This window comes from Gordonia sp. LMA484 (assembly GCF_058129505.1).
Genome location: NZ_CM176700.1, coordinates 1,112,033 through 1,137,632, shown reverse-complemented (window position 1 = coordinate 1,137,632; position 25,600 = coordinate 1,112,033). Strand labels below are relative to the sequence as shown.

At 66.5% G+C, this 25,600-nt stretch carries 20 protein-coding genes; 6 read left to right on the top strand and 14 right to left on the bottom strand.

Features of this window, described 5'->3' with window-relative positions; genetic code table 11:
• Positions 1-38 precede the first annotated feature (38 nt).
• The gene (locus AC4AMJ_RS04730; RefSeq protein ID WP_489896720.1) at positions 39-926 is read right to left on the bottom strand and encodes a LysR substrate-binding domain-containing protein; all 888 of its coding nucleotides are present in this window, start codon (positions 924-926) and stop codon (positions 39-41) included.
• Positions 927-1,018: 92 nt separating this feature from the next.
• Between AC4AMJ_RS04730 and AC4AMJ_RS04725 the strand changes: the two genes are divergently transcribed.
• The 4 genes from AC4AMJ_RS04725 to AC4AMJ_RS04710 all read left to right on the top strand — a co-directional run bounded on the left by AC4AMJ_RS04725 (position 1,019) and on the right by AC4AMJ_RS04710 (position 5,237).
• Entirely contained in the window at positions 1,019-2,197 is a 1,179-nt protein-coding gene (locus AC4AMJ_RS04725; protein WP_489917385.1) for an acyl-CoA dehydrogenase family protein, read from the top strand.
• On the top strand, positions 2,194-3,408 hold the full coding sequence (locus AC4AMJ_RS04720; RefSeq protein WP_489917384.1) for a CaiB/BaiF CoA transferase family protein: 1,215 nt from the start codon (positions 2,194-2,196) through the stop codon (positions 3,406-3,408). Before AC4AMJ_RS04725 ends, AC4AMJ_RS04720 begins: the two co-directional genes overlap by 4 nt.
• Positions 3,409-3,449: 41 nt before the next feature.
• Positions 3,450-4,178, top strand: a complete 729-nt coding sequence (fabG, locus tag AC4AMJ_RS04715) for a 3-oxoacyl-ACP reductase FabG (protein ID WP_489917383.1) — start codon at positions 3,450-3,452, stop codon at positions 4,176-4,178.
• 75 nt (positions 4,179-4,253) lie between these two features.
• Positions 4,254-5,237: a zinc-binding alcohol dehydrogenase family protein gene (locus tag AC4AMJ_RS04710; RefSeq protein WP_489896724.1), complete on the top strand. Its 984-nt coding sequence runs from the start codon at positions 4,254-4,256 to the stop codon at positions 5,235-5,237.
• Here the strand turns inward: AC4AMJ_RS04710 and AC4AMJ_RS04705 are convergent.
• Positions 5,227-6,117, bottom strand: a complete 891-nt coding sequence (locus AC4AMJ_RS04705; protein WP_489917382.1) for a LysR family transcriptional regulator — start codon at positions 6,115-6,117, stop codon at positions 5,227-5,229. The two genes, AC4AMJ_RS04710 and AC4AMJ_RS04705, sit on opposite strands and share 11 nt — an antisense overlap.
• A gap of 81 nt (positions 6,118-6,198) precedes the next feature.
• Here AC4AMJ_RS04705 and AC4AMJ_RS04700 point away from each other — a divergent pair, with 81 nt between their 5' ends.
• The gene (locus AC4AMJ_RS04700) at positions 6,199-7,470 is read left to right on the top strand and encodes an MFS transporter (RefSeq protein WP_489917381.1); all 1,272 of its coding nucleotides are present in this window, start codon (positions 6,199-6,201) and stop codon (positions 7,468-7,470) included.
• Positions 7,471-7,566: 96 nt separating this feature from the next.
• On the opposite strand, the gene AC4AMJ_RS04695 is transcribed toward AC4AMJ_RS04700, so the two are convergent.
• The 9 genes from AC4AMJ_RS04695 to hpf form a co-directional block, all read right to left on the bottom strand.
• The gene (locus tag AC4AMJ_RS04695; protein WP_489896727.1) at positions 7,567-8,766 is read right to left on the bottom strand and encodes a fatty acid desaturase family protein; all 1,200 of its coding nucleotides are present in this window, start codon (positions 8,764-8,766) and stop codon (positions 7,567-7,569) included.
• Positions 8,767-8,836: 70 nt separating this feature from the next.
• Positions 8,837-10,150: a fatty acid desaturase family protein gene (locus AC4AMJ_RS04690; protein WP_489917380.1), complete on the bottom strand. Its 1,314-nt coding sequence runs from the start codon at positions 10,148-10,150 to the stop codon at positions 8,837-8,839.
• 198 nt (positions 10,151-10,348) lie between these two features.
• The gene (locus AC4AMJ_RS04685; protein ID WP_489917379.1) at positions 10,349-11,440 is read right to left on the bottom strand and encodes a GNAT family N-acetyltransferase; all 1,092 of its coding nucleotides are present in this window, start codon (positions 11,438-11,440) and stop codon (positions 10,349-10,351) included.
• A 100-nt stretch (positions 11,441-11,540) separates the two neighbouring features.
• Entirely contained in the window at positions 11,541-12,668 is a 1,128-nt protein-coding gene (locus AC4AMJ_RS04680; RefSeq protein WP_489896730.1) for a ferredoxin reductase, read from the bottom strand.
• A 156-nt stretch (positions 12,669-12,824) separates the two neighbouring features.
• Entirely contained in the window at positions 12,825-13,391 is a 567-nt protein-coding gene (locus tag AC4AMJ_RS04675) for a DUF6912 family protein (protein ID WP_489896731.1), read from the bottom strand.
• Between the two features lie 86 nt (positions 13,392-13,477).
• Positions 13,478-15,046, bottom strand: coding sequence for a wax ester/triacylglycerol synthase domain-containing protein (locus AC4AMJ_RS04670; protein WP_489917378.1), 1,569 nt, complete (start codon positions 15,044-15,046; stop codon positions 13,478-13,480).
• Positions 15,047-15,192: 146 nt separating this feature from the next.
• A complete protein-coding gene (locus AC4AMJ_RS04665; RefSeq protein ID WP_489917377.1) occupies positions 15,193-15,759 on the bottom strand; it encodes an Rv3235 family protein in 567 nt (188 codons plus the stop codon).
• Between the two features lie 523 nt (positions 15,760-16,282).
• Positions 16,283-19,123: a preprotein translocase subunit SecA gene (gene secA, locus AC4AMJ_RS04660; RefSeq protein WP_489917376.1), complete on the bottom strand. Its 2,841-nt coding sequence runs from the start codon at positions 19,121-19,123 to the stop codon at positions 16,283-16,285.
• 146 nt (positions 19,124-19,269) lie between these two features.
• The gene (gene hpf, locus AC4AMJ_RS04655; RefSeq protein WP_489896735.1) at positions 19,270-20,082 is read right to left on the bottom strand and encodes a ribosome hibernation-promoting factor, HPF/YfiA family; all 813 of its coding nucleotides are present in this window, start codon (positions 20,080-20,082) and stop codon (positions 19,270-19,272) included.
• A 507-nt stretch (positions 20,083-20,589) separates the two neighbouring features.
• On the opposite strand from hpf, the gene AC4AMJ_RS04650 reads away from it, so the two are divergent.
• On the top strand, positions 20,590-21,294 hold the full coding sequence (locus AC4AMJ_RS04650; RefSeq protein ID WP_489917375.1) for a ComF family protein: 705 nt from the start codon (positions 20,590-20,592) through the stop codon (positions 21,292-21,294).
• 12 nt (positions 21,295-21,306) lie between these two features.
• On the opposite strand, the gene lpqB is transcribed toward AC4AMJ_RS04650, so the two are convergent.
• Genes lpqB through mtrA form a run of 3 tightly spaced genes read right to left on the bottom strand, consistent with a single transcriptional unit; the run spans position 21,307 to position 25,488 of the window.
• Positions 21,307-23,082, bottom strand: coding sequence for an MtrAB system accessory lipoprotein LpqB (lpqB, locus tag AC4AMJ_RS04645; protein WP_489896737.1), 1,776 nt, complete (start codon positions 23,080-23,082; stop codon positions 21,307-21,309).
• Positions 23,069-24,814 carry an MtrAB system histidine kinase MtrB gene (gene mtrB, locus AC4AMJ_RS04640; protein WP_489896738.1) on the bottom strand — a complete coding sequence of 582 codons (1,746 nt, stop codon included), beginning with the start codon at positions 24,812-24,814 and terminating at the stop codon, positions 23,069-23,071. The genes lpqB and mtrB overlap by 14 nt, the downstream gene beginning before the upstream one ends.
• Positions 24,811-25,488, bottom strand: coding sequence for an MtrAB system response regulator MtrA (mtrA, locus tag AC4AMJ_RS04635; protein ID WP_004023513.1), 678 nt, complete (start codon positions 25,486-25,488; stop codon positions 24,811-24,813). Before mtrA ends, mtrB begins: the two co-directional genes overlap by 4 nt.
• Between the last annotated feature and the right edge of the window lie 112 nt (positions 25,489-25,600).

The following is a 25,600-nucleotide window of genomic DNA, read 5'->3' as shown; positions in this document are numbered from 1 at the left end:
CGACGAAGGCGAACTGCTCGCTGCAGGTTCCGGTGGCGTCAGTCGCCCAGCGACAGCAGCGCATCCAGCACGGCGCGCAGCGCGGGGCTGCTGTCGTCACGTCGCCACGCAGCACGCAGGTCGACGTCGGGGGCCTCGTCGGTCAACGGAATGAAAACCACATGCGGATCGTCGGCATTGTGCGCCACCGACCGCAAGGTGAGATGACAACCGACCTCGGCACTCACCAACGCCAGGGCCGTCAGGGTATCGGGGGCCACCTGCACCACGTCGGCGACAAAGCCACTGTCATGGGCCAGCCGGCGCAGGCGATCGGGCAGCACGGCACCTTCGTGTGGTGGTAGCGACACAAAGCTGTCGCCCTGAAGCCGGTCGAGGCTGATCGAGTGCAATCCGGCGAGCGGATGGGTGTCCGGTAACGCCACGACCAGCGAATCGGTCACGACGACCTTCGTCGAAACGTCGGGCGGGACGACGTCCCAGCGACCCAATGCGAGGTCGGTCTGCCCCTGAACGAGTTTCGTCATCGCCGGCTGCGCGAAATTCTGACTGGAGAGCACGAGCTGGATTCCAGGCCGTTCTGATCGCACCACGCGGGCAAGCCGGGCGACCAGCTGGTGTGTCGAGATGCCGGCGAACGCGATCCGAACGAGACCGACCTCACCCTCCTGCGCAGACCTGACAGCCGCTTCCGCACGGCGCAGCGCCGACAGCACCTCACGAGCGGGCTCCAGCAGGGCATGACCGGCCGCCGTCAGCTGCACCGACCGGGTGTTGCGGTCGAAGAGCCGAGTTCCCAGCTCCCTTTCCAACTGTTTGATCGTCCGGCTCAGCGGCGGCTGCGCCATATGCAGCCGCTGCGCTGCGCGACCGAAGTGCAGCTCCTCGGCGACCGCCAGGAAGGCCCGGATGTCATTGAGGTCCATCGCCGTGTCGTCGACCTTTCATACCAGGAGGGTATTACACATCAATCAACTAAGTATTGGACTGATCATAATCGATCTCGGATAGTTGATGCATGGTCACCCAGAACCCCGACGTCCCGGACGATGTCTTCACCGACGTCCTCAAGCAGATCAACCATTTCGTCCGTACTCGAGTCGTGCCGCGCGAGCTCGAGATCCTGGCAAACGACGCCATCCCCGACGACCTCCGCCGCGATGCAGCCGAGATGGGCCTGTTCGGCTACGCCATTCCACAGGAGTGGGGCGGACTGGGCCTCGACCTCGTGCAGGACGTCGAGGTCGCCATGGAGCTCGGCTACACATCGCTGAGTCTGCGGTCGATGTTCGGCACCAACAACGGCATCGCAGGGCAGGTGCTCGTCGGGTTCGGCACCGACGAACAGAAGGCGACGTGGTTGCCGGGCATCGCGGCCGGCGAGATCGTGGCCAGTTTCGCGTTGACCGAGCCGGGCGCCGGATCGAATCCGGCGGGGCTGCGCACGACGGCCACCGCCGACGGCGATGGCTGGCTCATCAGCGGCAGCAAGCGGTTCATCACCAACGCGCCGGACGCGGGACTGTTCGTCGTATTCGCGCGGACCGATCCGAAACCGGAGAGCGGCAACGGGATCGGCGTGTTCCTGGTACCCGCCGACACCTCCGGCGTCGAGGTCGGGGTCAAGGACGCGAAGATGGGCCAGGAGGGCTCCCACACCGCGGACGTGACGTTCAACGGTGTAAGGGTGGGGCCCGAGGCCCTCGTCGGCGGCGATGTCGCCGTCGGGTATCGCGCGGCCATGACCATCCTGGCCCGCGGGCGGGTGCATATCGCGGCGCTGTCGGTGGGACAGGCGCAACGGGCGCTCGACGAATCCGTGGCCTACGCCGCCACGTCCACCCAGGGCGGCACGCCGATCGGCGACTTCCAACTCGTGCAGGCGATGATCGCCGACATGCAAACCGGGGTGATGGCCGGACGTGCCCTCGTCCGCGACGCCGCTCGTGCGTGGGTCGAAGACACCGACCGCCGCATCGCCCCCTCGGCCGCGAAGTTGTTCTGCACCGAAATGGTCGGCAAGGTCGCCGATCTCGCGGTTCAGGTGCATGGTGGTACCGGCTACATGCGGGAGGTCCCGGTGGAACGTATCTATCGGGACGTGCGCCTGCTCCGACTCTACGAAGGCACCAGCGAGATTCAGCGCCTGATCATCGGCGGCGGGCTGATCCGCGCCGAGAGCAAGAAGTCGTCATGATCGCTCCGCTGGACGGCTATACCGTGGTGGCGATCGAACAGGCCGTCGCCGCACCACTGGCCACCCGGAACCTCGCCGATCTCGGCGCGCGGGTGATCAAGGTCGAACGGATCGACGGCGGCGACCTCGCCCGCGGCTACGACCACGTCGTCGAGGGGACCGGAGCACATTTCGTGTGGCTCAACCGTGGCAAACAGTCGCTGGCTGTCGATCTGAAAGCACCTGCGGGACTGTCAATCGTGCGGAACCTGATCGATCAGGCCGACGTGTTCCTGCAGAACCTGGCGCCCGGTGCCGCAGCCCGGCTGGGCCTGGGAGCAGAAGAATTGCGGCGCGATCATCCCGAGTTGGTCACCGTCGATCTGTCCGGTTACGGAATCGGTGGTCTGCTCGAACAGCGCAAGGCCTATGACATGCTCATCCAGGCGGAGTCCGGGCTGATCTCGATCACCGGAACGCCCGAGGATCCCGTCAAGACCGGCATCCCCACCGCCGACATAGCATCCGGAATGTACTGCGCACAAGCGGTTCTCGCAGCACTGCTACGGCGGTCCCGCACCGGTGAGGGAGCAGCGATCGAGGTGTCGATGCTGGAGTCGACGATCGAGTGGATGGGGCACGCCATGTACACCCAGATGTACGGAGGCACCCAGCCGCCACGGATGGGTGTCAGCCACGTCTCCATCGCCCCGTACGACTCGTTCCCCACCAGCGACGGGCAGATCCTGATCGGTGTCCAGAACGATCGCGGCTGGCGAACGCTGGTGACCAGCGTGCTCGACGTCCCCGAACTCGCCGACGACCCACGGTTCGTCACCAACGTCGCCCGCGTGCGCAATCGCGCCGCCTGCGACGAGTCGGTCGCCAGGGCAACGATGTGCTGGAGCACAAGCGAATTGGATGCCCGGCTCGCCGCCGCCGGCGTGCCGGCCGCACAGGTCAAGCAGGTCGCCGACATGGTCGATCATCCACAGTTGGTCGCTCGCAATCGGTGGCGCACCGTGGACACGGAGAACGCCACGGCACAAGCCCTTCTCCCTCCGGCGACGTTCGCCGACTTCGAGGCCCCGATGGGCCCGGTGCCCGCCCTGGGCGAACACACCGTGACACTGCTCGGAGAGTCCGGCCTGGACGATGCGGCCGTCACGGCCGCGATCGAGTCCGGCGTCATCCACCAGGCAACAACCACCTCGCCCACACTCGCACGCTGAAGATACTGCACCGCAGCATATTTCCGGAAGGAACCATCCTCATGCTCCATGGAAAGACCGCCATCATCACCGGAGGCGCCCAGGGCATCGGCCTGGCCATCGCCCGGACATTCGCCGACAACGGCGCCCAGATCGTCATCGGTGATCTGGGCGAAGCACAGGCCAAACAAGCCGCCGCGGGCCTGCCCACCGACGCCATCGGCGTCGGTGGCAACGTCGGCGACGCCGACGATGTCACGGGGCTCATCCGAGCCGCCGTCGACGCATTCGGTTCGCTCGACATCATGGTGAACAACGCAGGCATCACCCGCGACGCGACGATGCGCAAGATGACCGAAGACGATTTCGACGCCGTCATCACCGTCCATCTCAAGGGCACGTGGAACGGAACCCGCCTGGCCGCCGCCCACATGCGCCAGCACGGGGGTGGATCGATCCTCAACATGTCATCGATATCGGGCAAAGTGGGCTTCATCGGCCAGACGAACTACTCGGCAGCGAAGGCCGGCATCGTCGGCCTGACCAAGGCGGCCGCCAAGGAAGTCGCCCACCTCGGCGTGCGGGTCAACGCCATCCAACCCGGCCTCATCCGGACGGCGATGACCGAGGCCATGCCGCAGAAGGCGTGGGATCAGAAGATGGGCGAGATTCCCATGCAGCGTTCCGGTGAGCCCGATGAGATCGCCTCGGTTGCTCTGTTTTACGCCTCGGACATGTCGTCCTATATGACGGGGACTGTCGCCGAGGTGACGGGTGGACGGTACATGTGAGATCGCAGGGCCGGGCTACAGTGGCTTCGGCGCCGAGCTCCCATGATGGCCGTCGCCGAGCGTGAGGAGGTGACCGTGTCCGGTGACATGATGCGCGCCGTTGTCGTCGACGCCCCCGGCCCCCCGGAAGCCCTGCACCTGCGCGAGGTCCCGACGCCGACACCCACGAACGGCTGGGTACTGATCCGCGTCGAGGCGTTCGGGCTGAACCGATCCGAACTGCATTTCCGTCGCGGCATGGCCGACTTCGGGACCTTCCCTCGCATCCCCGGACTCGAGGCAGTCGGCACCGTGGTCGACTGTCCGGGCGATGAGTTCGCAATCGGCACGCAGGTCGCCGCTCTGATGGGCGGCATGGGACGCACCTTCGACGGCGGCTACGCGCAGTACACGTGTGTGCCGGCCACGAACGTGATCGGATTCCACAGTGACCTGCCGTGGTCGACTCTCGGGGCCGTCCCGGAGATGCTGCAGACGGCACATGGATCGCTCACCGTCGGTATCGACGGTCACGCCGGACAGACGGTGCTGATCCGCGGCGGCACATCATCGATCGGTCTCGCACTGGCCGTCTTGGCTCGACGCGCCGGACTGCGCATCATCTCCACGACACGCAACCCGGCGCGACACGAGTTCCTCCAGCAGTTCGCCGACCACGTCGTCATCGACGACGGCGAGATCGCCCAACACGTGCGTTCCATCGCCGCTGACGGCGTGGACGCTGCCGTGGAACTGGTCGGCACCAACACACTTCGCGACACCCTGGCATCGACGCGAACACATGGGGTGGTGTGTTTCACCGGCATGCTCTCGGACCAGTGGACCATTCCCGACTTCTACCCGATGGACTATCTACCCAACGGCGTTCGCCTCACTGCCTACTCGGGTGGCGCCTCGGATCTCCCGGCGACGGTGCTCCAAGCGTTCGTCGACGACGTCGCATCCGACAGGGCGACCGTTCCGATCGGGAAGGTGTACGCGCTCGACGACATCGTGGCGGCGCACACCGATATGGAGAACGGAACCCTCACCGGTAAAGGTGTGGTCCTCACCCGCTGACAGTAGCCGGCCGGACCACCCCGAGCACGCTGTCGAGGACCGCCCGCGCCGCCCGCGACGGCGTCCGCGTGGACGAATGGGCGATCGAGATCTCCCACACCAATTGCTTGTCCGAGCACGGCAGGATCGGTCCGTCGGCCTGTTCGCGGGCAACTCCGAGCGGAACCAGCGTGACACCGAAGCCCTTGACCGCCAGACTCATTCCGAAGAACTGGTCGGCCACCTCGATCACCGTCCGGCGAACGGGGATCTCCCGGTCCACCACCGCCCGCGTCCCCCACCCCGGCGGGTAATCGATCACGCGCTCCTCGGCCAGATCAGCGGTCGTAAAGGACCCGGCGTCCGCCAGATGGTGATCCGGTGAGCACACGAGGACCAGCGGCTCGGCCGCCAGGCGGTAGACGGTGATCCCGGGGACGTGCTCCGGATAGGCGCCCAGGAACGCGAGGTCCAGGGTGCCGGCACGGAGGCCGACAATGTTGCCCGAGGTGCCACGCGGATTCTGTCGCATCGCGATCGTGATCCCGGGATGCCTCCGATGGAGGTCCGCCAAGGCCTCGGCCAGGTCGATGGACACCACGTTGACCAGCGCGCCGACGGCAACCTCGCCGCTGATGTCGCCGCGCATCCCCGCGACGGCGTCAAAGACCTCGGCGCGCGCACGCAGCGCCGCGCGCGCCGGCCCCACCACGGCACGACCGGTGTCGGTGAGGATGAGCACTGTCGGCGTTCGATCGAACAGCCGCTCCCCGAGTTCACGTTCCAGCTTCGCAACCCCGGTCGACACCGCCGACTGGACGACATTGAGAGAACGTGCGGCCGCGGTGAACGTCCCCTGGTCGCAGCAGGCGAGGAAATACTCCAGATGCCGTAGCTCCACTGCCACCTCCATCACAAATCGAGATACTCACATCGAAATCTATCGCTTTTCCAGAAGCTACTGGGTCCGGATGATGGAGGCATGACAGTGACCACCGGCAACCCCACACGCTCCCAGACACACCTCAGTCACGTCGTGGTGTTCCTGTTCGCGGTGACCGCCGGGTCGTCGGCGGGCTGCCTGTATTACCTGCAGCCACTCCTGCACGAGATCAGCATCGACTTCTCGATCTCCACCGCAGCCGCGGGGCTGGTGGTGGCCCTCACGCAGATCGGCTATCTCCTCGGACTCGCCTTCGTCGTCCCGCTGGGCGATTTCGTCAACCGCCGTCGACTCGTGACCGGCCTGTTGGTCGTCTCCTGCGTCGCGCTGGTGGCAGCGGGACTGATGCCTTCCTACGGTGGCCTGTTGACCATGGTGTTCGCGCTCGGTGTCTCCGCATCGGCCGCTCAGGTCGTCGTGCCGTGGGCGGCCGCGATCGCCGGACCGTACGAACGCGGCGCCGTGGTGGGACACGTGATGAGCGGACTGCTCATCGGTATCCTGTTCTCCCGCGTCCTGTCGGGGCTGGTCGCCGAGATCGGCGGATGGCGGGCGATCCTGTTCGTCGCTGCGGCAGTGCAGTTGGCGATGGCCCTGGCGGTGTGGTTCCGGGCGCCCGGTGCGCGACCCGCGGCTGCCGGATCTCGCCAGAGCTATCCGCAGGTGCTGGCCTCCATCCTGACCCTCGTGCGGCAACAACCGGTGTTGCGTCACCGCATGATCCTGGGCGGTCTCAACATGGCGGCATTCAGCGGTCTGTGGACTGCGATCGCCTTCCTGTTGGCCGGCGGCGGGGACTCGCGCTACGACTACTCCGAGGCCGCGATCGGGCTCTTCGGCCTGGCAGGCGTGGCTGGCGCGCTCGGCGCACCGATCGTCGGCAAGCTGGCCGACCGCGGCTACCTGCGGCACACGAACTATCTCGTGTGGGCGGTACAGATCGCGGGCTGGCTCCTGCTGTGGGCCGGTGGTCGCGACGTCGTGATCCTCATCGTCGCCCTGCTGGTGTTCGACTTCGGCGTGCAGGGCGTGCAGCTGGCCAATCAGACCGGCGTCTACTCACTCGACGACCGAGCTCGTTCCCGTCTGACGACGGCCTATATGGTGGCGTACTTCGCCGGCGGCGTGATCGGGTCGTCGTTGGGCGCGTGGGCCTATCAGGCCGGGGGCTGGGCGCTCGTCTGCGGACTCGGGATCGGTTCGGCCGTGGTCGGGTTCCTGGCGTGGGCCGGGTTCGCGTGGACCGAACGCGAGGATTCGGTGCAAGGGGTCGCCGCGCACGCCGAGTTGCGTGGCGCAGTGCGCGAGTGAGGTTGCGCGCCCGGTACAGGGGTTTCGATACGGCCTCGGCTGACGCCTCGACCTACTCAACCAGCGAACACTCGACCGCAGGCGATCCCACTGAGATCACTTACGCGACAGCTTCTTTCGACGCAGCTCGGCGATCGCGGTCTTGAGTCCGCGGGTGCGGGGCATGCCGGCGAACCGACGCTCCGAGGCCGTCTCGGGTGCGTCGTCAGCGGTGTCGCGAAGGAAGCTGTCCGGCAACGCGAGCTTGTTGATGGTCCGCAGTGTCTGCATGTATTGCATGAACAGCGAACCCGTCGTGTACGGCAGGTCGTACTTGTCGCAGAGATCGCGCACCCGCACACCGATCTCGGCATAACGGTTACTGGGTAGGTCCGGGTAGAGGTGATGCTCGATCTGGTAGCAGAGGTTGCCGCTCATGAACGCCATCGCAGGCCCGGCCCGGAAGTTGGCGGTCCCGAGCATCTGGCGGAGGTACCACTGTCCGGGGGTCTCGTCGGTCAGCGAGTCGACGGTGAATTTCTCTGCGCCGTCAGGGAAATGGCCGCAGAAGATCACCACGTAGGCCCACAGGTTGCGGATGAGGTTCGCGCTGAGGTTGGCCGTCAGGGTGTGCCGGAAGTTGGGTCCGGTCATCGCCGGGAACAGCACGTAGTCCTTGGCAACCTGCTTACCGACCTTGCGGGCGAATTCCTTGATCTGCGGGACCGCGACCTCTTTGGGCTTCTTGCCCTGGATGACCTCACGCAACTCGAGGTCATGCAATCCGATCCCCCATTCAAAGGTGGCGGCGAGGATCAGGTTGAACAGCGGCTGCAATGCTCGCCGCGGCTCCCACGGTTCGTCGCGGGTCACGCGGAGGATCTTGTAGCCGACGTCGTGGTCCATGCCGACGACGTTGGTGTATTTGTGGTGAATGTAGTTGTGCGAGTGCTTCCAATGCGGGGACGCGCACACCATGTCCCACTCCCACGTCGTGGAGTGCACCTCGGGATCGTTCATCCAATCCCACTGCCCGTGCATCACATTGTGGCCGAGCTCCATGTTCTCGATGATCTTCGAGAGTGCGAGAGCGCCGGTACCCAGCACCCACAATGACCGCTTGTGGCTGCCGAAGAGCGCGAGTCGCCCAGCGACCTCGAGGGCACGATGCGCAAGGATCGTCCGACGCAGGTAGCGCACATCGCGCAGTCCACGGTCGGCTTCGATCTCGCGCCGCAATGCGTCGAGTTCCGCACCCAGCGCCTCGACGTCGGCATCGCTCAGGTGGGCGTAGGCATTGATATCGGTGATGGCCATCAGAACCCATTATGCGCGTCTGCCGACCCGACGGTCGTCGGACCATCGGGTCGGCAGGTCACGCGTGCTATCAGGCCGCCCGGGGCCGCTCGACGACCGGCGCCGCAGGCACGCTGCCCCGACGTCCGCGGCTGCGCAGCCCCTTGATGGCCGAGACCAGGCCCTTGCGCCTGCCGGTGGCCGGATCGAGCACGGCCTGCAGCCGGACATCCTCGGCAAGGCCCTGTTTGAATCGGCGCTCCGACGCCGTCTCGGGCGCATCGTCGGCGGTGGCCTTGAGGTACTTGTTCGGCAGCGACAGCTTGGCGATCGTGCGCCAGGCCTTCGCGTACTGGACCGGGAACGATCCGGTGGTATAGGGCAGGTCGTACTTCTCGCACAGCGCGCGCACCCGCAGCGAGATCTCCGGCAGCCGGTTGCTCGGCAGGTCCGGGAAGATGTGGTGCTCGATCTGGTACGACAGGTTGCCGCTCATGAAGCCGAGGACCGGCCCGGAGCGGAAGTTGGCACTGCCCAGCATCTGTCGCAGGTACCACTCGGCCCGGGTCTCGCTGTCGACGTCCTGCCGGGTGAACTTCTCCGCACCGTCGGGGAAATGACCGCAGAAGATGACCGCGTTGGTCCACACGTTGCGGATCGCGTTGCCCATCAGGTTCGCCGTCAGTGCCTTGCCGAACGCGCGACCGAAGCCGACTTGACGACCGGCGGTGACGCCCACCAGGGCGGGGTAGACGGCGTAGTCCTTGGCAACCTGCTTGCCGACCTTCTTGCCGACGTCGGCGAGGTCGCGGTGGAACTGCTCCTTGGCCTCCGGCGTGCGACGCTTCTTGCCGAGCTCCAGATGCTGAACGGCGACACCGTATTCGAAGGCCAGCGCGAGCAGCGTGTTGTACGCGAGGTTACCGAGGTAGAACGGTCGCCACCGCTGGTCACGGGTGACGCGCAGGAGTCCGTAGCCCACGTCGTCGTCCATGCCGAGCACGTTGGTGTACTTGTGATGGATGTAGTTGTGGGTGTGCTTCCAGTGCGCCGACGGGTCGGTGTTGTCCCACTCCCAGGTGGTGGAATGGACCTCGGGATCGTTCATCCAATCCCACTGCCCGTGCATCACGTTGTGGCCGAGTTCCATGTTCTCGATGATCTTGGCGATGCCGAGCGCACCGGCGCCGGCCCACCACATCGAGCGCTTCGAGGAACCGAAGATCAATGCACGTCCCGCGAGTTCCATACCGCGCTGGAAGCGGATGGTGTTGCGGATGTACCGCGCGTCGCGTTCACCACGATCTGCCTCGATGTCGGCGCGGATCGCGTCGAGCTCGCGTCCGAGTGCATCGAGATCGGCGTCGGTCAGATGGGCATATTCGGGAATGTCGGTGATCGCCATTCGCCCTCCCAGAGGTCGTGGAGCAGGTGTCTTTGAGCTTTTCCGGCGGCGTGGCCCTGAGTTCTATGGGCTACCTACCATTCCGTAACTTACGCAAGCGTAGGTTGCCGGGGGCGGCGTTGTCCACCCCTTGCGGGCACGGACGCTCGAATGTGATCCACCCCACGCAGCAGCGGGCCGACGATCGGGGACGGACGATCAGGGGCGCAGCAACTCGAATCCGACGAGGTCCTCGAGATGACCGTCCGAACTCGCGGCCAGCGGCTGAGTGCCGAATTCGTGGAAGCCCGCGCGACGCGCCAACGCCTTGCTGCCCTCGTTGGAGTCAGCGGCGAACATCGTCATGCGCCGCAGATCGAGAACCTCGAAACAGTGCCGGATCGCGGCCGGAAATGCTTCACCGAGCACTCCACGACCACGCGCTTCGGGGTGGGTGTAGAAGCCCACCTCCGCACCGGTCACGTCGTCGATCTCGAAGATCGAGATGTCCCCCAGGTAATCGTCGGTGTCCTTGTCGGCGACGGCCCACGTGCAGGTCTCGCCGCGCGCCGCCGTCCACCACTTGCGGGTGCGCTCGGCAGCGGCGTGTTCGGTCGTCAACGGATGAGGTCGACCGAACAGGTACTTGCGTGAGACGGGGTCGTCGAGGGTTTCGCGGATCCGTTCGTCATCGGCCTCACTCAATGGCCGCAAACAGAATCGCTCCGTCTCGAAAGTGGTTGCACGCCAACTGGATTTCCGAGAGAAGTCGTCGCCGGCGCGCCATTTCGCGCACCAGGCATCAACCACCTTGCTGTTCATCTCCAGCCAGTCCGGTACCGCCGCGGTCAACGTGAACCCTGCCCGGTGCGCTGCGCGCAGACCGGCGAGGTTACCTTCGGCGGCCTGCCAGCGCACCACCTCGACGTCGCGCGCGGCCACGGCGTACTCCATCGCGAGGATGATCGCCCGACGCGCCAGGCCCAGTCCGCGAGCGTCGGGGTGCAGCACGAAGCCGATGTCGACGATGCGGCCCGTCCCCTGTAGGTCGACGCTGCCGACGAAGCGTCCGTCGTGCTCGATCGCCCAGGTCATCGCTTCACCGGTCCGCCAGCCGGACACCGCATGGCTGATGTACCGCTCGGCATCCGAGCGGCCGTACGGGGATGGCATCAACGCCCATCGCATTGTCAGCGGATCAGTCGCGTATTCGATCACGCGGTCGACGTCTGCGGGCCCATGCGCCCGCAGCGTCACGCCCCCGTCGGACAGGACGGGTACTTCCATCGTCTCGGGCAGTTGAGCGCGCACGCGGATCTCCTCCGTGGTCGACATTCAGCCGTCACGGTCGAGCCTAACGTGCCACGGTCAGGACGCCAGCCGAACCATCGACCTCACGTCCGCGCGAGCCTCACACGTCCAGGGTGCAGTCGCCTGCGGCGACGGAGATGCAGGTCTGGATACGTTCACCTTCGACGTGCTCGACACCGGAGCGCAGATCCCGGACGCAGCCACGGTCCAACATCACCACGCAGCTCTGACAGATGCCCATCCGGCAGCCAAAGGGCATGATCACCCCGGCCTCTTCACCGGCCTCGAGCAGTGTGGTCGCGCCGTCGGCCTCGGTGACCCGCCCCGTCCGGCCGAAGGTGACCGCACCGCCCTCGGCGCCGACCGCGCCGCGTTCGAGCGCGAATCGTTCGATGTGCAGGTGATCCCCGCGGCCGGCTGCGTCGAACATGCCGCGTAGCGCGTCGAGGAATCCGCCGGGACCACATGCCCAGGTTTGTCGTTCCGCCCAGTCGCCGACCAGTTCGGTGAGCCGCTCGGGCGTGACCTTCCCGTCGGTGCGGGTGTACTGGACGTGCAGATCGATGAGTCCGTCGTCGGCCATCCGCGACAGCTCGTCGGCGAAGAGCAGGTCGGCCTTCGTCGGCGTCGAGTGCACGAGCCGGATGTCGGTGTGTTGGCCACGGTGCCCGATCATCCGCAGCATCGCCATGATCGGGGTGATGCCGCTGCCGGCCGTCGCGAAGAGGATCTTGGTGGGAAGCGGTTCGGGAAGCACGAACTCGCCGCGCGGTGCGGCCAGGCGAACCACCGTGCCGGGTTGCACGCCCTTGACCAGGTGCGAGGACAGAAACCCCTCGGGCATCGCCTTGACAGTGATGGCGATCGTGCGATCGTGTCCGCGGACCGTCCCCGATGTGACGGGAACCGAGGTCAGTGAATACGACCGCCAGGTCCAGCGCCCGTCGACCAGCACGCCGATCCCCACGTACTGCCCGGGTGCGTAGTCGAACGAGAAACCCCAGCCCGGGCGGATGCGGATGGTGGCCGTGTCCTCGGTCTCCGGGGTCACCGACACCACCTTGCCGCGTAGCTCACGGGCGGACCACAGCGGATTGGCAAGGTGAAGGTAGTCGTCGGGCAGCAATGGCGTGGTGATCCTCGCGAACGCCGCGCGCGCCCATTGGGCACCACGATTGCGGGCCGCCACCCCGGCCACCGGTTCCTCGAAACGCTCGAGCCATCCCACCTGAAGACCACCTCACCGGGTGACCCGCGAGTCACACCATCGACAACCTACGCTTCCGTAGGTACAACCTACGCTACCGTAAGTTACCTGAGTTGATGGCACGAGTCTCACGGCGATGCGGCTCGGCGGGGCGCTCGCAGGCCGTTCGGCGACGGTTCAGAGCAGCTCCAGCAGGAACGGCAGTTCCTGCGTCGCGTACCACGCCAGGTCGAAGTCCTCGACATCCCCGACGGCGAGTTCGGCATCCTGATCCCCCAGGTCGGCGGCATCGATCACCACCACCGCGGCGCGTACCTTGGGCTCCGCCTCGGCGACGTCGACGTGCACCGACGCAATGTCCCGAAGCGGCACCGGCCCGGCGATCCGCACCACGGCGTCGTCGAGCTCCGGATGCAGGGTGACGTCGGCGACGTCGGCCGACACCACGACGCGGCGCGGCGGGAGTCTCGGGGTGTCACCTGGTTTGGTGGTCTGCTCGTCCGCGGCGAGTTCGGCGTCGCCGGCACTGTCGCCGGGTTCGGACGCCTCCCCGGCCAGCAGGCGCAGCGATGCGCGGGCGGCCTCACGCATGGCCACCTCGGCGAGTTCCTCGTCGTCGCCGGAGAGGAACGATTCACGCAGCGTGGGTGTCAACGCGAAACCGGTGCCGCCGATCGCACGGAACTCGCCGCTGTCGGTGAGCTGCATCAGCATCGCCAACGTCGCCGGTAGGTACACCCTCATCGCAGTCGTTTCCTCACCGTCGGCTCGATCGCCGACCCTAGCGGTCACCTGATAAGACCTTGCGGCCGTGTGTCTTTCACCATCGGTCACTTGGTGGCCACGAGTTCCTCGTAGGACTCGGTCACGTAGTCGGTCATGGCGGGCAGATCGCTCATCACGCCACGGTCGGCGATGAAGGCGAACTGCAGATTGTTGTGGTAGTCGGTGATGTTGATCGCCAGCGCACGTTGCGCCATCAACGTCGGGATGGCATACATCTCGGAGACCGGACAACCGCGGACGTACCGACCGGCCACCGGCGATGTCCCCATCCCCACCGGCACGTTGTAGCTCCGCCGGTTCAGACTGCGGAACGCGCGCGAACTCAGTTCCGGGAAGGGCACCACGCCGAGCTCCGGGAGCAACGGCTGCGGGCCCATCGAGAGTCGGCGCGAGGACTGCGAATACCGGTTGGCCAGTCCGGCGACCTGCGCGAGGCGGACGGCCGGGTTGTCCTCCCCGACCGGCAGATCTGTCACGAAGCTCGGTTTGCCCACGGCGATCCATCGTCCGTCGGCGTCGACGCGCCGCTCCACCGAGGGGTCCCGGGCCGACAGGGGCAGCACGACCCGCACCGTGTCGCCGGACTGGACGGATTCCTCGAAGGAGAGCATCCAGCGTCGCATCACGCCCGAGATGATGGCGAGTTCGACGTCGTTGACCGTGCAGTCGTAGTGGTCGGCGATCTTGGCACAGCCGCGACGCGGCACCGTCGCGACGGCAAAGATCCGGGTCGACGTCGTCGAGTTGTTGAGCCTGCTCGGTGGCGCGGAGTCGCTGATCTGCTGCACGAAACCACCGACCCGGCGGATCGTGCTCTCGGCGGTGGTCCGCAAATCCGACACGATCGAGTTGCCGTGGATCAGCGAGTCGATCAGGTCGCCCGGTCGGGAGAACGCCTCGGCGATCGCGCCGACCGTCAAAGTGGTCGCGCCGGGCGGGGCTCCCGGCATCCACAGATCCTCGGCGAGCGGTTCCACCTCTGGTTCCTCGTCGCAGATCGCCTCGCTGATCTCGAGTGAGGTCTCACCGTCGACCAGACAGCGGTGCGTCTTGGTCAGGATCGCGAGCTTGCCATCCGGGAGACCCTCGATGAGGTACATCTCCCACAGCGGCCGAGTCCGGTCCAGTGGGCGTGACATCACGCGGGCGATCAGATCCTGCAACTGGGCCGTGTCACCGGGGCGTGGGAGCCCGGATCGGCGGATGTGGAAGTTGATGTCGAAATCGGGGTCGTCGACCCATACCGGACGGGCCAGCCCCAGAGTCACCTCCCGCACGATCTGTCGGTATCGGGGGATGAGCTGGAGGCGGTTCTCGACCAGCGCGACAAGGCTCGGATAATCCAGTGGCACAGCGGTCGGCGTGGCGGACTTCTCGGCGTCCGGATCAGCCGCGTTCTCCGTCTCGGTTCGCCTGACCTGCGGCGCGGGCTTGTCCTGCGCTGACGGCTTGTCGCTCGCCTGCGCTTTGTCGGCCACCAGCGCTTTGTCGGGATTCTTGGGTTGGCGGGACACTGCGGGATCGATGATGAGCAGCGCACCGAGGTGCGTTGTGGTGCCGGACTCGTCGAGAAAGTAGAACATCGCTTCGCGCGGGGAGAGTCGGTTGACCACGTCAGTGATCGTAGTGCCTCGAAAGGTCACACCGACACGTTGTGCACATCCGCCGCACGTCGCACAGTTGCCGACGCAGCGGATGGGCCCTGCCCGACCAGCGATCACGCAACCACCCCACTCGAGGGTTGCGACGAAGCCGGACCTCAGACGAGGGTAAAAGTGACCAGCTGCCAACGATATTCGACGGCGCGGCGCAGAACCGAGTGGTGGCGGGCGGGGGCGTTGCGTACCCGCCGCGGCAGCTGCTCGATGCGGGCCGCGAAAGCCCGGACGCGCTCGCCTCGTTGGTAGCTGCCGAAGATCTCGGCGGAGCCGGGTCCCCGCATCTGCACGTGTACGCGCCGCAGGGTGGCGGTGGTCTCCCCGTTCGACGACCCTCCCCCGGGTGCCCGCCCCGCCCCGTGAACCCGAACCAGGGTGGCCACTTGGTCGAGAAGCTGCGGGGGCGCCATGCTGTCCAGCTGATTGACGCTACGTCGCCGGTCCAGGATCTCGAGGACCAGTGTGACGGTGCCGATGGCGAACCGCCGGGCATCGACGGTTGCCGCGGACAACGCCGGGCGAGGCCGGGTGGAGCCAACGGTCCCCGCAGCGGCCGACGTCGCCACCGGGCGGAGCTGCCCAACGGCATCGGGAGGTCGGGCCGGCGGTTCGTAGGGTTCGGCGGGCCGGATCAGGACTCGGGGCGTCTCCATAGATATCGGACGCATCACACCCGTCGACGGTTCCGGTCACTGGAGAAGTTCTTGGAATTTTCTTGTGGGCCCTTCGTGACGCTCGCGAGCTCACTCCTCAGGGACCGGGTGGTGACGCTCGCGAGCTCGCTCCTCAGGGAACGGGTGGTGACGCTCGCGAGCTCGCTCCCTTCGTGACGCTCGCAAGCTCGCTCCTCAGGGCGGCGCCTCAGGGACCGGGCGGGGACGCTCGCAGGCTCGCTCTTGACACCTGCACCACGAATCGGGTGATGAGACCAACACCGGCCTCGCCACCAAAATTCCACCCGATCCCTGAGGAGGTCCGGAGCGCCAGCGGAGGACCGTCACGAAGGGCCGCCCTTCGTGACGCATCCTCGCAGGCTCGGAGGCTCCTCAGGGAGCGTGGGGTGAGGCATCCTCGCAGGCTCGGAGGCTCCTCAGGGAGCGTGGGGTGACGCATCCTCGCAGGCTCCTCAGGGAGCGTGGGGTGACGCATCCTCGCAGGCTCGCAGGCTCCTCAGGGAACGACGGGTGACGCTCAGCGACGCTTCTTGCGTGCCTTCGGCGGCTTGGCGCGACCGCTCTTGGCGGTCTCGCGAGCCGCGGCCCGACGTTCGCGGCGAGTGGCAGAGACCAGCGCCGGGTCGTCGAGCTCCTCGTCCTCGGAATGGATCTCCGTTCCGCCACCCTCGGCGGGACCCGAATAGGTCATCGGGACCTCGGACTGTTCGACGCCGACGGCCCGCAGCGCGGGCGGCACGTCCTGCTGCGCGTCTGCCGCTGCCGGGGCGCTGCCGTTGCCGGCGACACCGGCCGGTGCGGGCGTGGGGATCGGAATCTGCGCGACCGGGCCCGGCGTCGGCGCCGGGGCCTGCTCGGTCTGCACCTGCACGTTGAACAGGAACCCGAGAGCCTCCTCCTTGAGCCCCTCGAGCATGCCGCTGAACATGTCGTATCCCTCGCGCTGATACTCCACCACCGGGTCGCGCTGGGCCATCGACCGCAGGTGGATACCTTCGCGCAGGTAGTCCATCTCGTAGAGGTGGTCCTGCCATTTGCGGTCCAGAACGGTCAGCAGAATCGTGCGTTCGAGCTGACGCATGGCGCCCTCGCCGGCGATCTGCTCGATCTCGGCCTCACGCGCCTCGTAGGCCTTGCGCGCATCGCCGATCAAGATCTCCTCGAGATCTTCCGCGCTGATGTCGTCGCGCTCACCGAACTCGTTCTCGCCGACGACCTCCTTCGGGTCCAGGGAGATCGGATACAGCGTGCGCAGCGCGTTCCAGAGCTCGTCGAGATCCCAATCCTCGGCGTATCCCTCGGCGGTGGCGCCCTGGACATAGGCGGTGACCACGTCGTCGATCATGGTCTGAACCTGCTCGCGGTGGTCCTCGCCCTCGAGGATGCGGCGACGCTCGCCATAGATGACCTTGCGCTGCTCGTTCATCACCTCGTCGTACTTGAGGACGTTCTTGCGGACCTCGAAGTTCTGCTGCTCGACCTGCGTCTGTGCACTGCGGATGGCCTTGGTGACCATCTTCGCCTCGATCGGCACGTCATCGGGCAGGTTGACCCGGTTCATGATCGATTCGAGCGCGGCACCGTTGAAGCGCCGCATCAGCTCGTCGCCGAGCGAGAGGTAGAAGCGCGATTCGCCCGGGTCACCCTGACGGCCCGAACGGCCGCGCAGCTGATTGTCGATGCGTCGTGACTCGTGACGCTCGGTACCCAGCACATAGAGGCCGCCGGCCTCCTTGACCGCCTCTGCCTCGTCGGCTGCGGCGGCGCGGGCCACCTCGATCGCCTCAGGCCACGCCTCCTCGTAATCGTCGGGCGTGTTCACCGGGTCGAGTCCGGCCTTGCGCAGGCGGATGTCGGCCAGGATGTCGGGATTACCGCCGAGCACGACGTCGGTACCGCGACCCGCCATGTTGGTGGCGACGGTCACCGCGCCGGTACGACCGGCCTCGGCGATGATCTGCGCCTCCTGCTCGTGGAACTTTGCGTTGAGCACGTTGTGCGGGATGTCACGTTTGGCCAGCTGCCGGGACAGATACTCCGAACGCTCGACGCTGGTGGTACCGATCAGCACCGGTTGGCCGACCTGATGACGCTCGGTGATGTCGTCGACGACCGCGGCGAACTTGGCCTCTTCGGTCTTGTAGATGAGGTCGGTCTGATCCTTGCGGATCATCGGCTTGTTCGTCGGGATCGGCAGCACACCGAGCTTGTAGATCTGGTCGAACTCGGCGGCCTCGGTCTCGGCGGTGCCCGTCATGCCGGCCAGCTTGTCGTACATGCGGAAGTAGTTCTGCAGGGTGATCGTCGCCAGGGTCTGGTTCTCCGCCTTGATCTCGACGTGTTCCTTGGCCTCGATCGCCTGGTGCAGGCCTTCGTTGAACCGGCGGCCGTCCAGGACGCGACCGGTGAACTCGTCGACGATGAGCACCTCACCGTTGCGGACGATGTAGTCCTTGTCGCGGTGGAAGTGTTCCTTGACCTTGATGGCGTTGTTCAGATAGCTGACCAGCGGGGAGTTGGCGGCCTCGTAGAGATTGTCGATGCCGAGCTGATCCTCGACGAACTCGACACCCGCCTCGTGTACACCAATGGTCTTCTTCTTGATGTCGACCTCGTAGTGCACGTCGCGCTCGAGAAGCGGTGCGATACGGGCGAACTCGAGATACCACTTGCTCGACCCCTCGGCGGGACCCGAGATGATCAGCGGGGTACGGGCCTCGTCGACGAGGATCGAGTCGACCTCGTCGACGATCGCGTAGTTGTGCCCGCGCTGCACCAACTCCGCCAGTGAGTGCGCCATGTTGTCGCGCAGGTAGTCGAAGCCGAACTCGTTGTTGGTGCCGTAGGTGATGTCGGCGGCATACGCCTCGCGACGCTGGTCGGGGCTCATCCCGGTGAGGATCACCGCGGTATCGAGGCCGAGGAAGCGGTGGACACGCCCCATCCACTCCGCGTCACGCTTGGCCAGGTAGTCGTTGACGGTGACGACGTGCACGCCATCACCCGCCAGGGCGTTGAGGTAGGCCGGCAGCACACAGGTGAGGGTCTTGCCCTCACCCGTCTTCATCTCGGCGATGTTGCCGTAATGCAGCGCCGCACCGCCCATGATCTGGACGTGGAAGTGCTTCTGCTCGAGTACCCGCCAGGCGGCTTCGCGGGCCACCGCAAAGGCCTCGGGGAGCAGCTCGTCGAGGTCCGCGCCGTCGGCGATGCGCTCCTTGAACTCGTCGGTCTTCGCGCGCAGTTCGTCGTCGGTCAGAGCCTCGACCTCGTCGGACAGCGCTTCGACGTGCGATGCGATCGCATCGAGACGCTTGACCATGCGGCCTTCACCGACACGCAACAGCTTGTTCAGCACCGTGGATCGAGTCCCTCACTCATGTCGACTACACACGAAATCCGGCCTGCAACCAGCGCAGGCCGGATCCCATGGTACTCAGCTCGCCTAAGTGCAACCTGATCGGTGCTGCGATCAGGTGTTACATCGCACCGGACGAGACCCGGTCAGGCGAGACGGATGAGCCCGTAGTCGAAGGCGTGGCGCCGATAGACCACCGACGCCTGATCCGTCTCCTTGTCGTGGAACAGGAAGAAGTCGTGACCGACGAGTTCCATCTCGTAGAGGGCGTCATCCACCGACATCGGGACCGCTTCGTGCTCCTTGATCCGTACGACGTGTCCGGGAGTGTGCTCCTCGACGCCGTCGTCCCAGGACTTCTCGACGTCGGCCGAGCCGGTGGCGTCGGGCTGGACGGTGAGCTGGTTGTCCCGCAGCTGGGGGGCACCGATCTCGGTGGCCTCGGCGACCGAGATGGGCCGCCGGTTCCCGTAGGACACCCGCCGACGGTCCTTGACGCGGCGCAATCGGGACTCGAGCTTGTCGAGTGCTCCTTCGAGGGCCGCGTAGAAGTTCTCACCGCACGCCTGCGCGCGCGCCTTGGGACCCTTGCCGATCGCGGTGATCTCGACCTGTTGACACACCTTCGATTGCCGACGGTTGCGTTCGTGGAACAGCTCGACGTCGAAGCGGAAGATGGAAGGGTCGAAGCGCTCGAGCCGAGCTAGCTTGTCTCCCACATAGATTCGGTAGTGCCCGGGTATCTCGACGTTACGGCCGTTGAATACGACCGTGGCCGTCGGTTCGGCGGGTTCGTCGGCGTCGACGGTTCCGGCAGGACGGACGAACGCGAAACTGGGGTCGAACGCCGGGTCTTCACCGGACTGACTGTCAGTCGCGGCGTCCCGGACGGAATCGGCGGGGCGTTGCTCGCCGACCTTCGATTCGCGATGGCCTTTTCGATGGATGACTGTTGACATAAACAACTTCCTCCTTCAGATGGTTCCACGTCCGAACCACGCAGAGGGCCAGCTGCGCGAACCCGATCACCCACCGGTAGTGGCGGCAGTGTGCCGCAATGGGGGGGACGTCGCCCTGGGCGGAATGGTCCGCTCCTGCAAATGCCTGCGGGAACTACCGCCAGGTCCCCGGGAGAAGAGATTTGGCACTGGGTGCAGCGACGTATCAGATCCGTTGTCTCGCTGACGCCTTCGTCGTCGGATAGGAATCGTGGCCATGCCAGCCGACGGCTGGCACTCACGGGCAGGGGCCTCACCTCCTCGCGAAAAGCGGCGGCTACCTTCTGTGCCTTCGACCGTAGCCCGAAGTTCGCCTACTGGCCACGTTTCGGGCCAACATCGGCGTGTATGCGCACGAGACAGGACGGAGGTCCCGGCTCGTTGTCCCCAAACGTCCCGTCATCCACATTTCCGGAGCAGGTGCCGGTTCGCCACGGATTGCCCGGATCGGTCCGGCACGATCACCTGATGAACCGAGGACGACGCGGTCTGGCCGCGCGCACCGTGGAGATTCTGACCTCCGGCGCCGACCTGATGGTGCCCACGGTCTGCGGCGGTTGCGACGCTCCGGGTGTCCCGTGGTGTGACGGGTGCGCCGCGGTGCTCGCCGACACCCCGGTGCGGCTCGAACCACGCGTCGAGGTCGGCGTCGATGCGTGGGCGCTCGGGCGGTATCGCGGCCCCTACCGTCGGGCGCTGATATCGGTGAAGGAGCATGGCCGGCGAGACCTGTGCGCACCACTGGGCCTGGCGCTGGCCCGGGGCATCGCCACGCTGGCGCACTGGGAGGAGTTACCCGATACCAACCGCCTGACCCTGATCCCGGCACCGACCCGGTCCGCGTCGGCACGCCGTCGCGGAGGCGATCACGCCACCGCGATCGCCCGGGCGACCGCGGTCCAGCTCGGCCCACGCGTCCGGGTCGCCGACCTGCTGTTCACCGCCATGGGTGCCCGGGATTCCGCCGGCCTCGACGCACGCGAGCGGGTGGCGAACCTGTCCGGCAGCATTCGGGTGCGGGGTTCGCGCACTCATCTGCTCCGCCAGCCGATCGGCACAGCGATATTGGTCGACGACATCCTCACCACCGGTGCCACCGCGGCCGAGTCGGCACGTGTCCTCGCCGCGCACGGGGTGACGCTGAATGCCGTGATGGTCGTCGCGGGAGCCTGAGCGCCCGAGTCCTCAGGGCAGAACCGGGATGGCGTCGGGTGCCATCGCGGGCTCGACCTCGGTCCAGTACTGGTCGGGCTGGCCGTGCGAGCTGCCGAGCCGGAGTACCCCGTGGGTGTCGCCGACGTAGACGGTCGACTGGTCGGCCACGACCGCCCGCACCGGTGGCGAGAGGTTGCCCGAGAGCAGCCCGACCGCGGGTGTGCCGTTGATCGACAACTGCACCACCGGAGATTCGAGTGCACTGCGGGCCACCATCACCGTGGTCGGCGACGCCCAGTCCAGCGACACGGCCTGGCCACCGATGTTGTAGGCGGCGATCCTCGGGCTGGTCAACGACATCCCGCCGTCGGCGTTGGTGGACACCACCGCGAACACCACCTGCCCGCCGACGATGAGAGCGGCACGCACACCGTCCGGTGCCACTTGCAGCTCGGTGATCGGGCCGCGTGCCACGGTCGCGATCGAGGCGGCGTCCACCGTCGTCAGGCGGGTGCTGTCGCCGGTCTCGTCGCGCACCCACTGCACCGGACGACCGTCGACCACCGCCCACACCGTGTTGGAATCCTGCGCGAACGATGGCCGGGTGATCGAATCCCCCGAGACCACCACGCCCTGGTCGGAGCCGTACGGGCCGATCACCAGGTCCAGCCGCGGTCCCGCACCGGTGTGCGCCAGGACCGCGGCCGAGCGTTGACCATCCGAGGAGATGACCGCCGACCGCACGTCGCGGGTCCTGCCCAGCGGCCCGTCGACCGGCACCGTGCCCGAGTCGGTGACCTTGAGAAGTGCACCGGAACGGATGATGTTCAGTCCGACGTCGGTGGACGGAACCGACGACGGATCGAACGACTTCACGTCCGCCGTCTGCCATCCGGACGCCCGCTCCGGGATCAGCGGCCCGCCGTCGGCGTTGATGACATACGGACCACCGATGTCTGCCGAGTCGAGTGTCCAGATGATCTGCGCCGCCATCGCGGTGCGGTCTCGCGTCGAACTCGACCCGATCCCGGTCAGCTCGATCCGCACCCCACCGTCGGACATCGAGATCACCGGGCCGCGCAGCGCGGAACCGTTGGGGAAGCCGCTGTCGACCGAACCCGCGAGTTCCGATGACGGCCCGGCGATCAGATGGTTGATCAGCTCGGTCGGCTCGGCATCCTTGCCGGAGTAGAGCCACCTCGGGTCGGCGACCAGGTGCTGCAGGCTGCGATCGGTGAAATACAGGTTGACGCCACGATAGGCGGAGTCGAACTGATTGCGGTCGATCATCGTCCCGTTCGGGAGCGGTCCGTCGATCCGCCATTCGTCACCCACCCGGGCCAGGGACAGCGTCGTCTCGACCCGTCCCGTCGCCGGGAGCAGTTGGCCGTCCGTCTTCAGTGTTCCGACGTTGTCGCCGATCAGCCGCAGACGTACCGCGTCCTCGCTGCGCTGGTCGACGAAGATGTTGATCTCGTCGACGATGAGCATGTCACCGCGGTCGTCCCATTGCTCCGAGGCCGCTGTCGTGAGGAAGTTTCGTGCCGCACGATGCCCTGAATCGGGGTCGGCGGTCGCCTTGAGGAAGGCGCGGATCAGCGACTCGGGGTCCATGTCGGGTTGCGGTACCGGAACCGCGTTGGTGGGGCCCTGCTGTTCGAATGCGGTGATCGGCTGGGGTGAGGAACTGTTGGGGATCGAGCCGCATCCGGCCACCACGCAGGTCGACGCGACCAGGATCAGCACCAGCAGTCCGATCACGCGCCGGCCACCGCGCCGGCGCGCACCACGGTCAGTCGGCGCCACGGCCACCTCCCCCGGTGCTGGACTCCGACGGCGTCGGATCAGGCGGCCCGTCCTCGGGTTCGGGCACGGCGTCGGTCTCCTTCACCGCGGCAGACCGCGCGGCGGCCGCGGAACGGGCGAGCGTTCCACCGACCGGCTTGAGCGGCAGCGGACTGCCCAGCACCTTGTGTCCTCGCTCCAGCGGAAGTGTCAACCGGAAGCAGGCGCCCTTGCCCGGCTCACCCCACGCCTCCAACCGTCCCTGATGCAGGCGGGCGTCCTCGATACTGATCGCGAGTCCCAGACCGGTGCCGCCGGATCGGCGGAACCGGGACGGGTCCGAACGCCAGAAGCGGTTGAAGACGAGCTTCTCCTCGCCCGGCCGCAATCCGATGCCGTTGTCGCGAACCGTGATCGCCACCGCGTCACCGTCGGACCGCATGGTGAGGACCACGGGTTTGCGCTCGCCGTGATCGATCGCGTTGGCCAGCAGGTTTCGCAGGATCCGCTCCACTCGGCGCGGATCGATCTCCGCGATGACCGGCTCGGTGGGAAGGTCCAGGACCAGTTCGGTGCCGGTCTCCTCGGCCAGGTGACTCACCGTCGCGAGCGCACCGTCGATCGGGATCGCCATGTCCATCCGCTCGGCCGCGAGCTCGGCCATGCCGGCATCGTGCCGCGAGATCTCCAGCAGCTCGTTGAGCAGCGTCTCGAACCGGTCCAGCTCTTTGTCGAGGAGTTCGACCGACCGCTTGCGCACCGGGTCCAGCTCGTCGCGGCCCTCGTAGAGCACATCACTGGCCATGCGCACCGTGGTCAGCGGCGTGCGCAGCTCATGGCTGACATCGGAGGTGAACTGGCGTTGCAGCCCGCCGAACTCCTCGAGATGGGTGATCTGTTTCGACAGACTCTCCGCCATGTCGTTGAACGACATCGCCAGGCGGGCCATGTCGTCCTCACCGCGGACCGGCATCCGTTCCTTGAGCCGGCCGTCGGCGAACCGTACCGCGATCCGGGATGCGGACCGGACCGGCAACACCACCTGCCGCGAGACCAGCCAGGCGATGGCCGCGAGCAGACCCAGCAACACCACCGCACCGGTCACGAGCGTTCCGCGCACGAGGTCGACGGTGTTCTGTTCACTGGTCAGCGGAAACACGAGATACAACTCGAGCCCGGCCACCGCCGCATTCGTGGGTGTCCCGACGATGAGCGCGGGTTCGGAACCGCCGGACGCGGTCGGGATGGACGAGTACTGATAGGCGACCTGCCCGCCCTTCACCATGTCCCGCAGGTTGTCGGGAATCTCCGCGATGGGACCGACGCCGCTGTCGGTGCCGTCCTCCGCCGAACCGGGGACCAGCAGGACGGTGTCGAATGTCCCGACCGTGCCGGAATTCTCCGTGGTGTCGACGTCACGGTCGGTGAGCAGCGATCGGGTCTGTCGGAGCCGGTTCTGCACCGACATGTTGCCGTCGCTGCTGGCCAGGTCGCGCTCGACGGCGATTCGGGCCCGCTCGACCTCTTCGGTGGCGGCGGTCAGTTTCACATCCAGCAGCCGATCGGTGATCTGGCTGATCAGCACGAACACCAGGATCAAGATGACGACAAAAGACAGCACCAACGTCGACACCACCACACGCAGCTGCAGGGATCGGCGCCAGATCCGCCCGAAGGCTCGACCGATCCTGCTCGCAGCGCGGGTGATGCGCCCGAAGGTGCTGTTGACGCGACGTCTGGGTCGACCGATCACGGCGGGCCGGCCTTGTAGCCGACCCCCCTCACCGTCAATACGACCTCAGGGTTCTCCGGGTCGGTTTCGACCTTCGCTCGCAGACGCTGGACATGCACGTTCACGAGTCTAGTGTCCGCCGGATGGCGGTAGCCCCACACCTGCTCCAGCAGTACGTCGCGGGTGAACACCTGCCGCGGCTTGCGCGCCAGCGCGACCAGCAGATCGAACTCCAGCGGCGTCAGCGAGATGGGAACGCCATCACGGGTCACCTTGTGCGCGGGAACGTCGATCTCGACGGGCCCGATCGACAGCAGCTCCGCGGGTTCCTCGTCGGTACGGCGCAGACGGGCGCGGACCCGGGCCACGAGTTCCTTCGGTTTGAACGGCTTGACCATGTAGTCGTCGGCGCCGGACTCCAGGCCCAGCACGACGTCGACGGTGTCGGACTTCGCGGTGAGCATCACGATCGGCACACCGGAGTCGGCGCGCAGAACCCGGCAGACGTCGATGCCGTTCATCCCCGGGAGCATCAGGTCCAGCAACACCAGATCGGGGCGGATCTCCCGCACCGCCGTCAACGCCTGGGTGCCGTCGCCGACCACGAACGGTTCGAAACCTTCACCCCGCAGCACGATCGTGAGCATCTCGGCGAGTGCGGCGTCGTCGTCGACGACGAGAATGCGAGGCTTCATGTATCCAATGGTGACACTTTCGTGACTCAACCGCGGAGATGACGCGCCGAACCCGGCTCGCCGTCACTCCGCGACGCACCGTCACGGCCCCTCCCGGAACACGATCCCGATG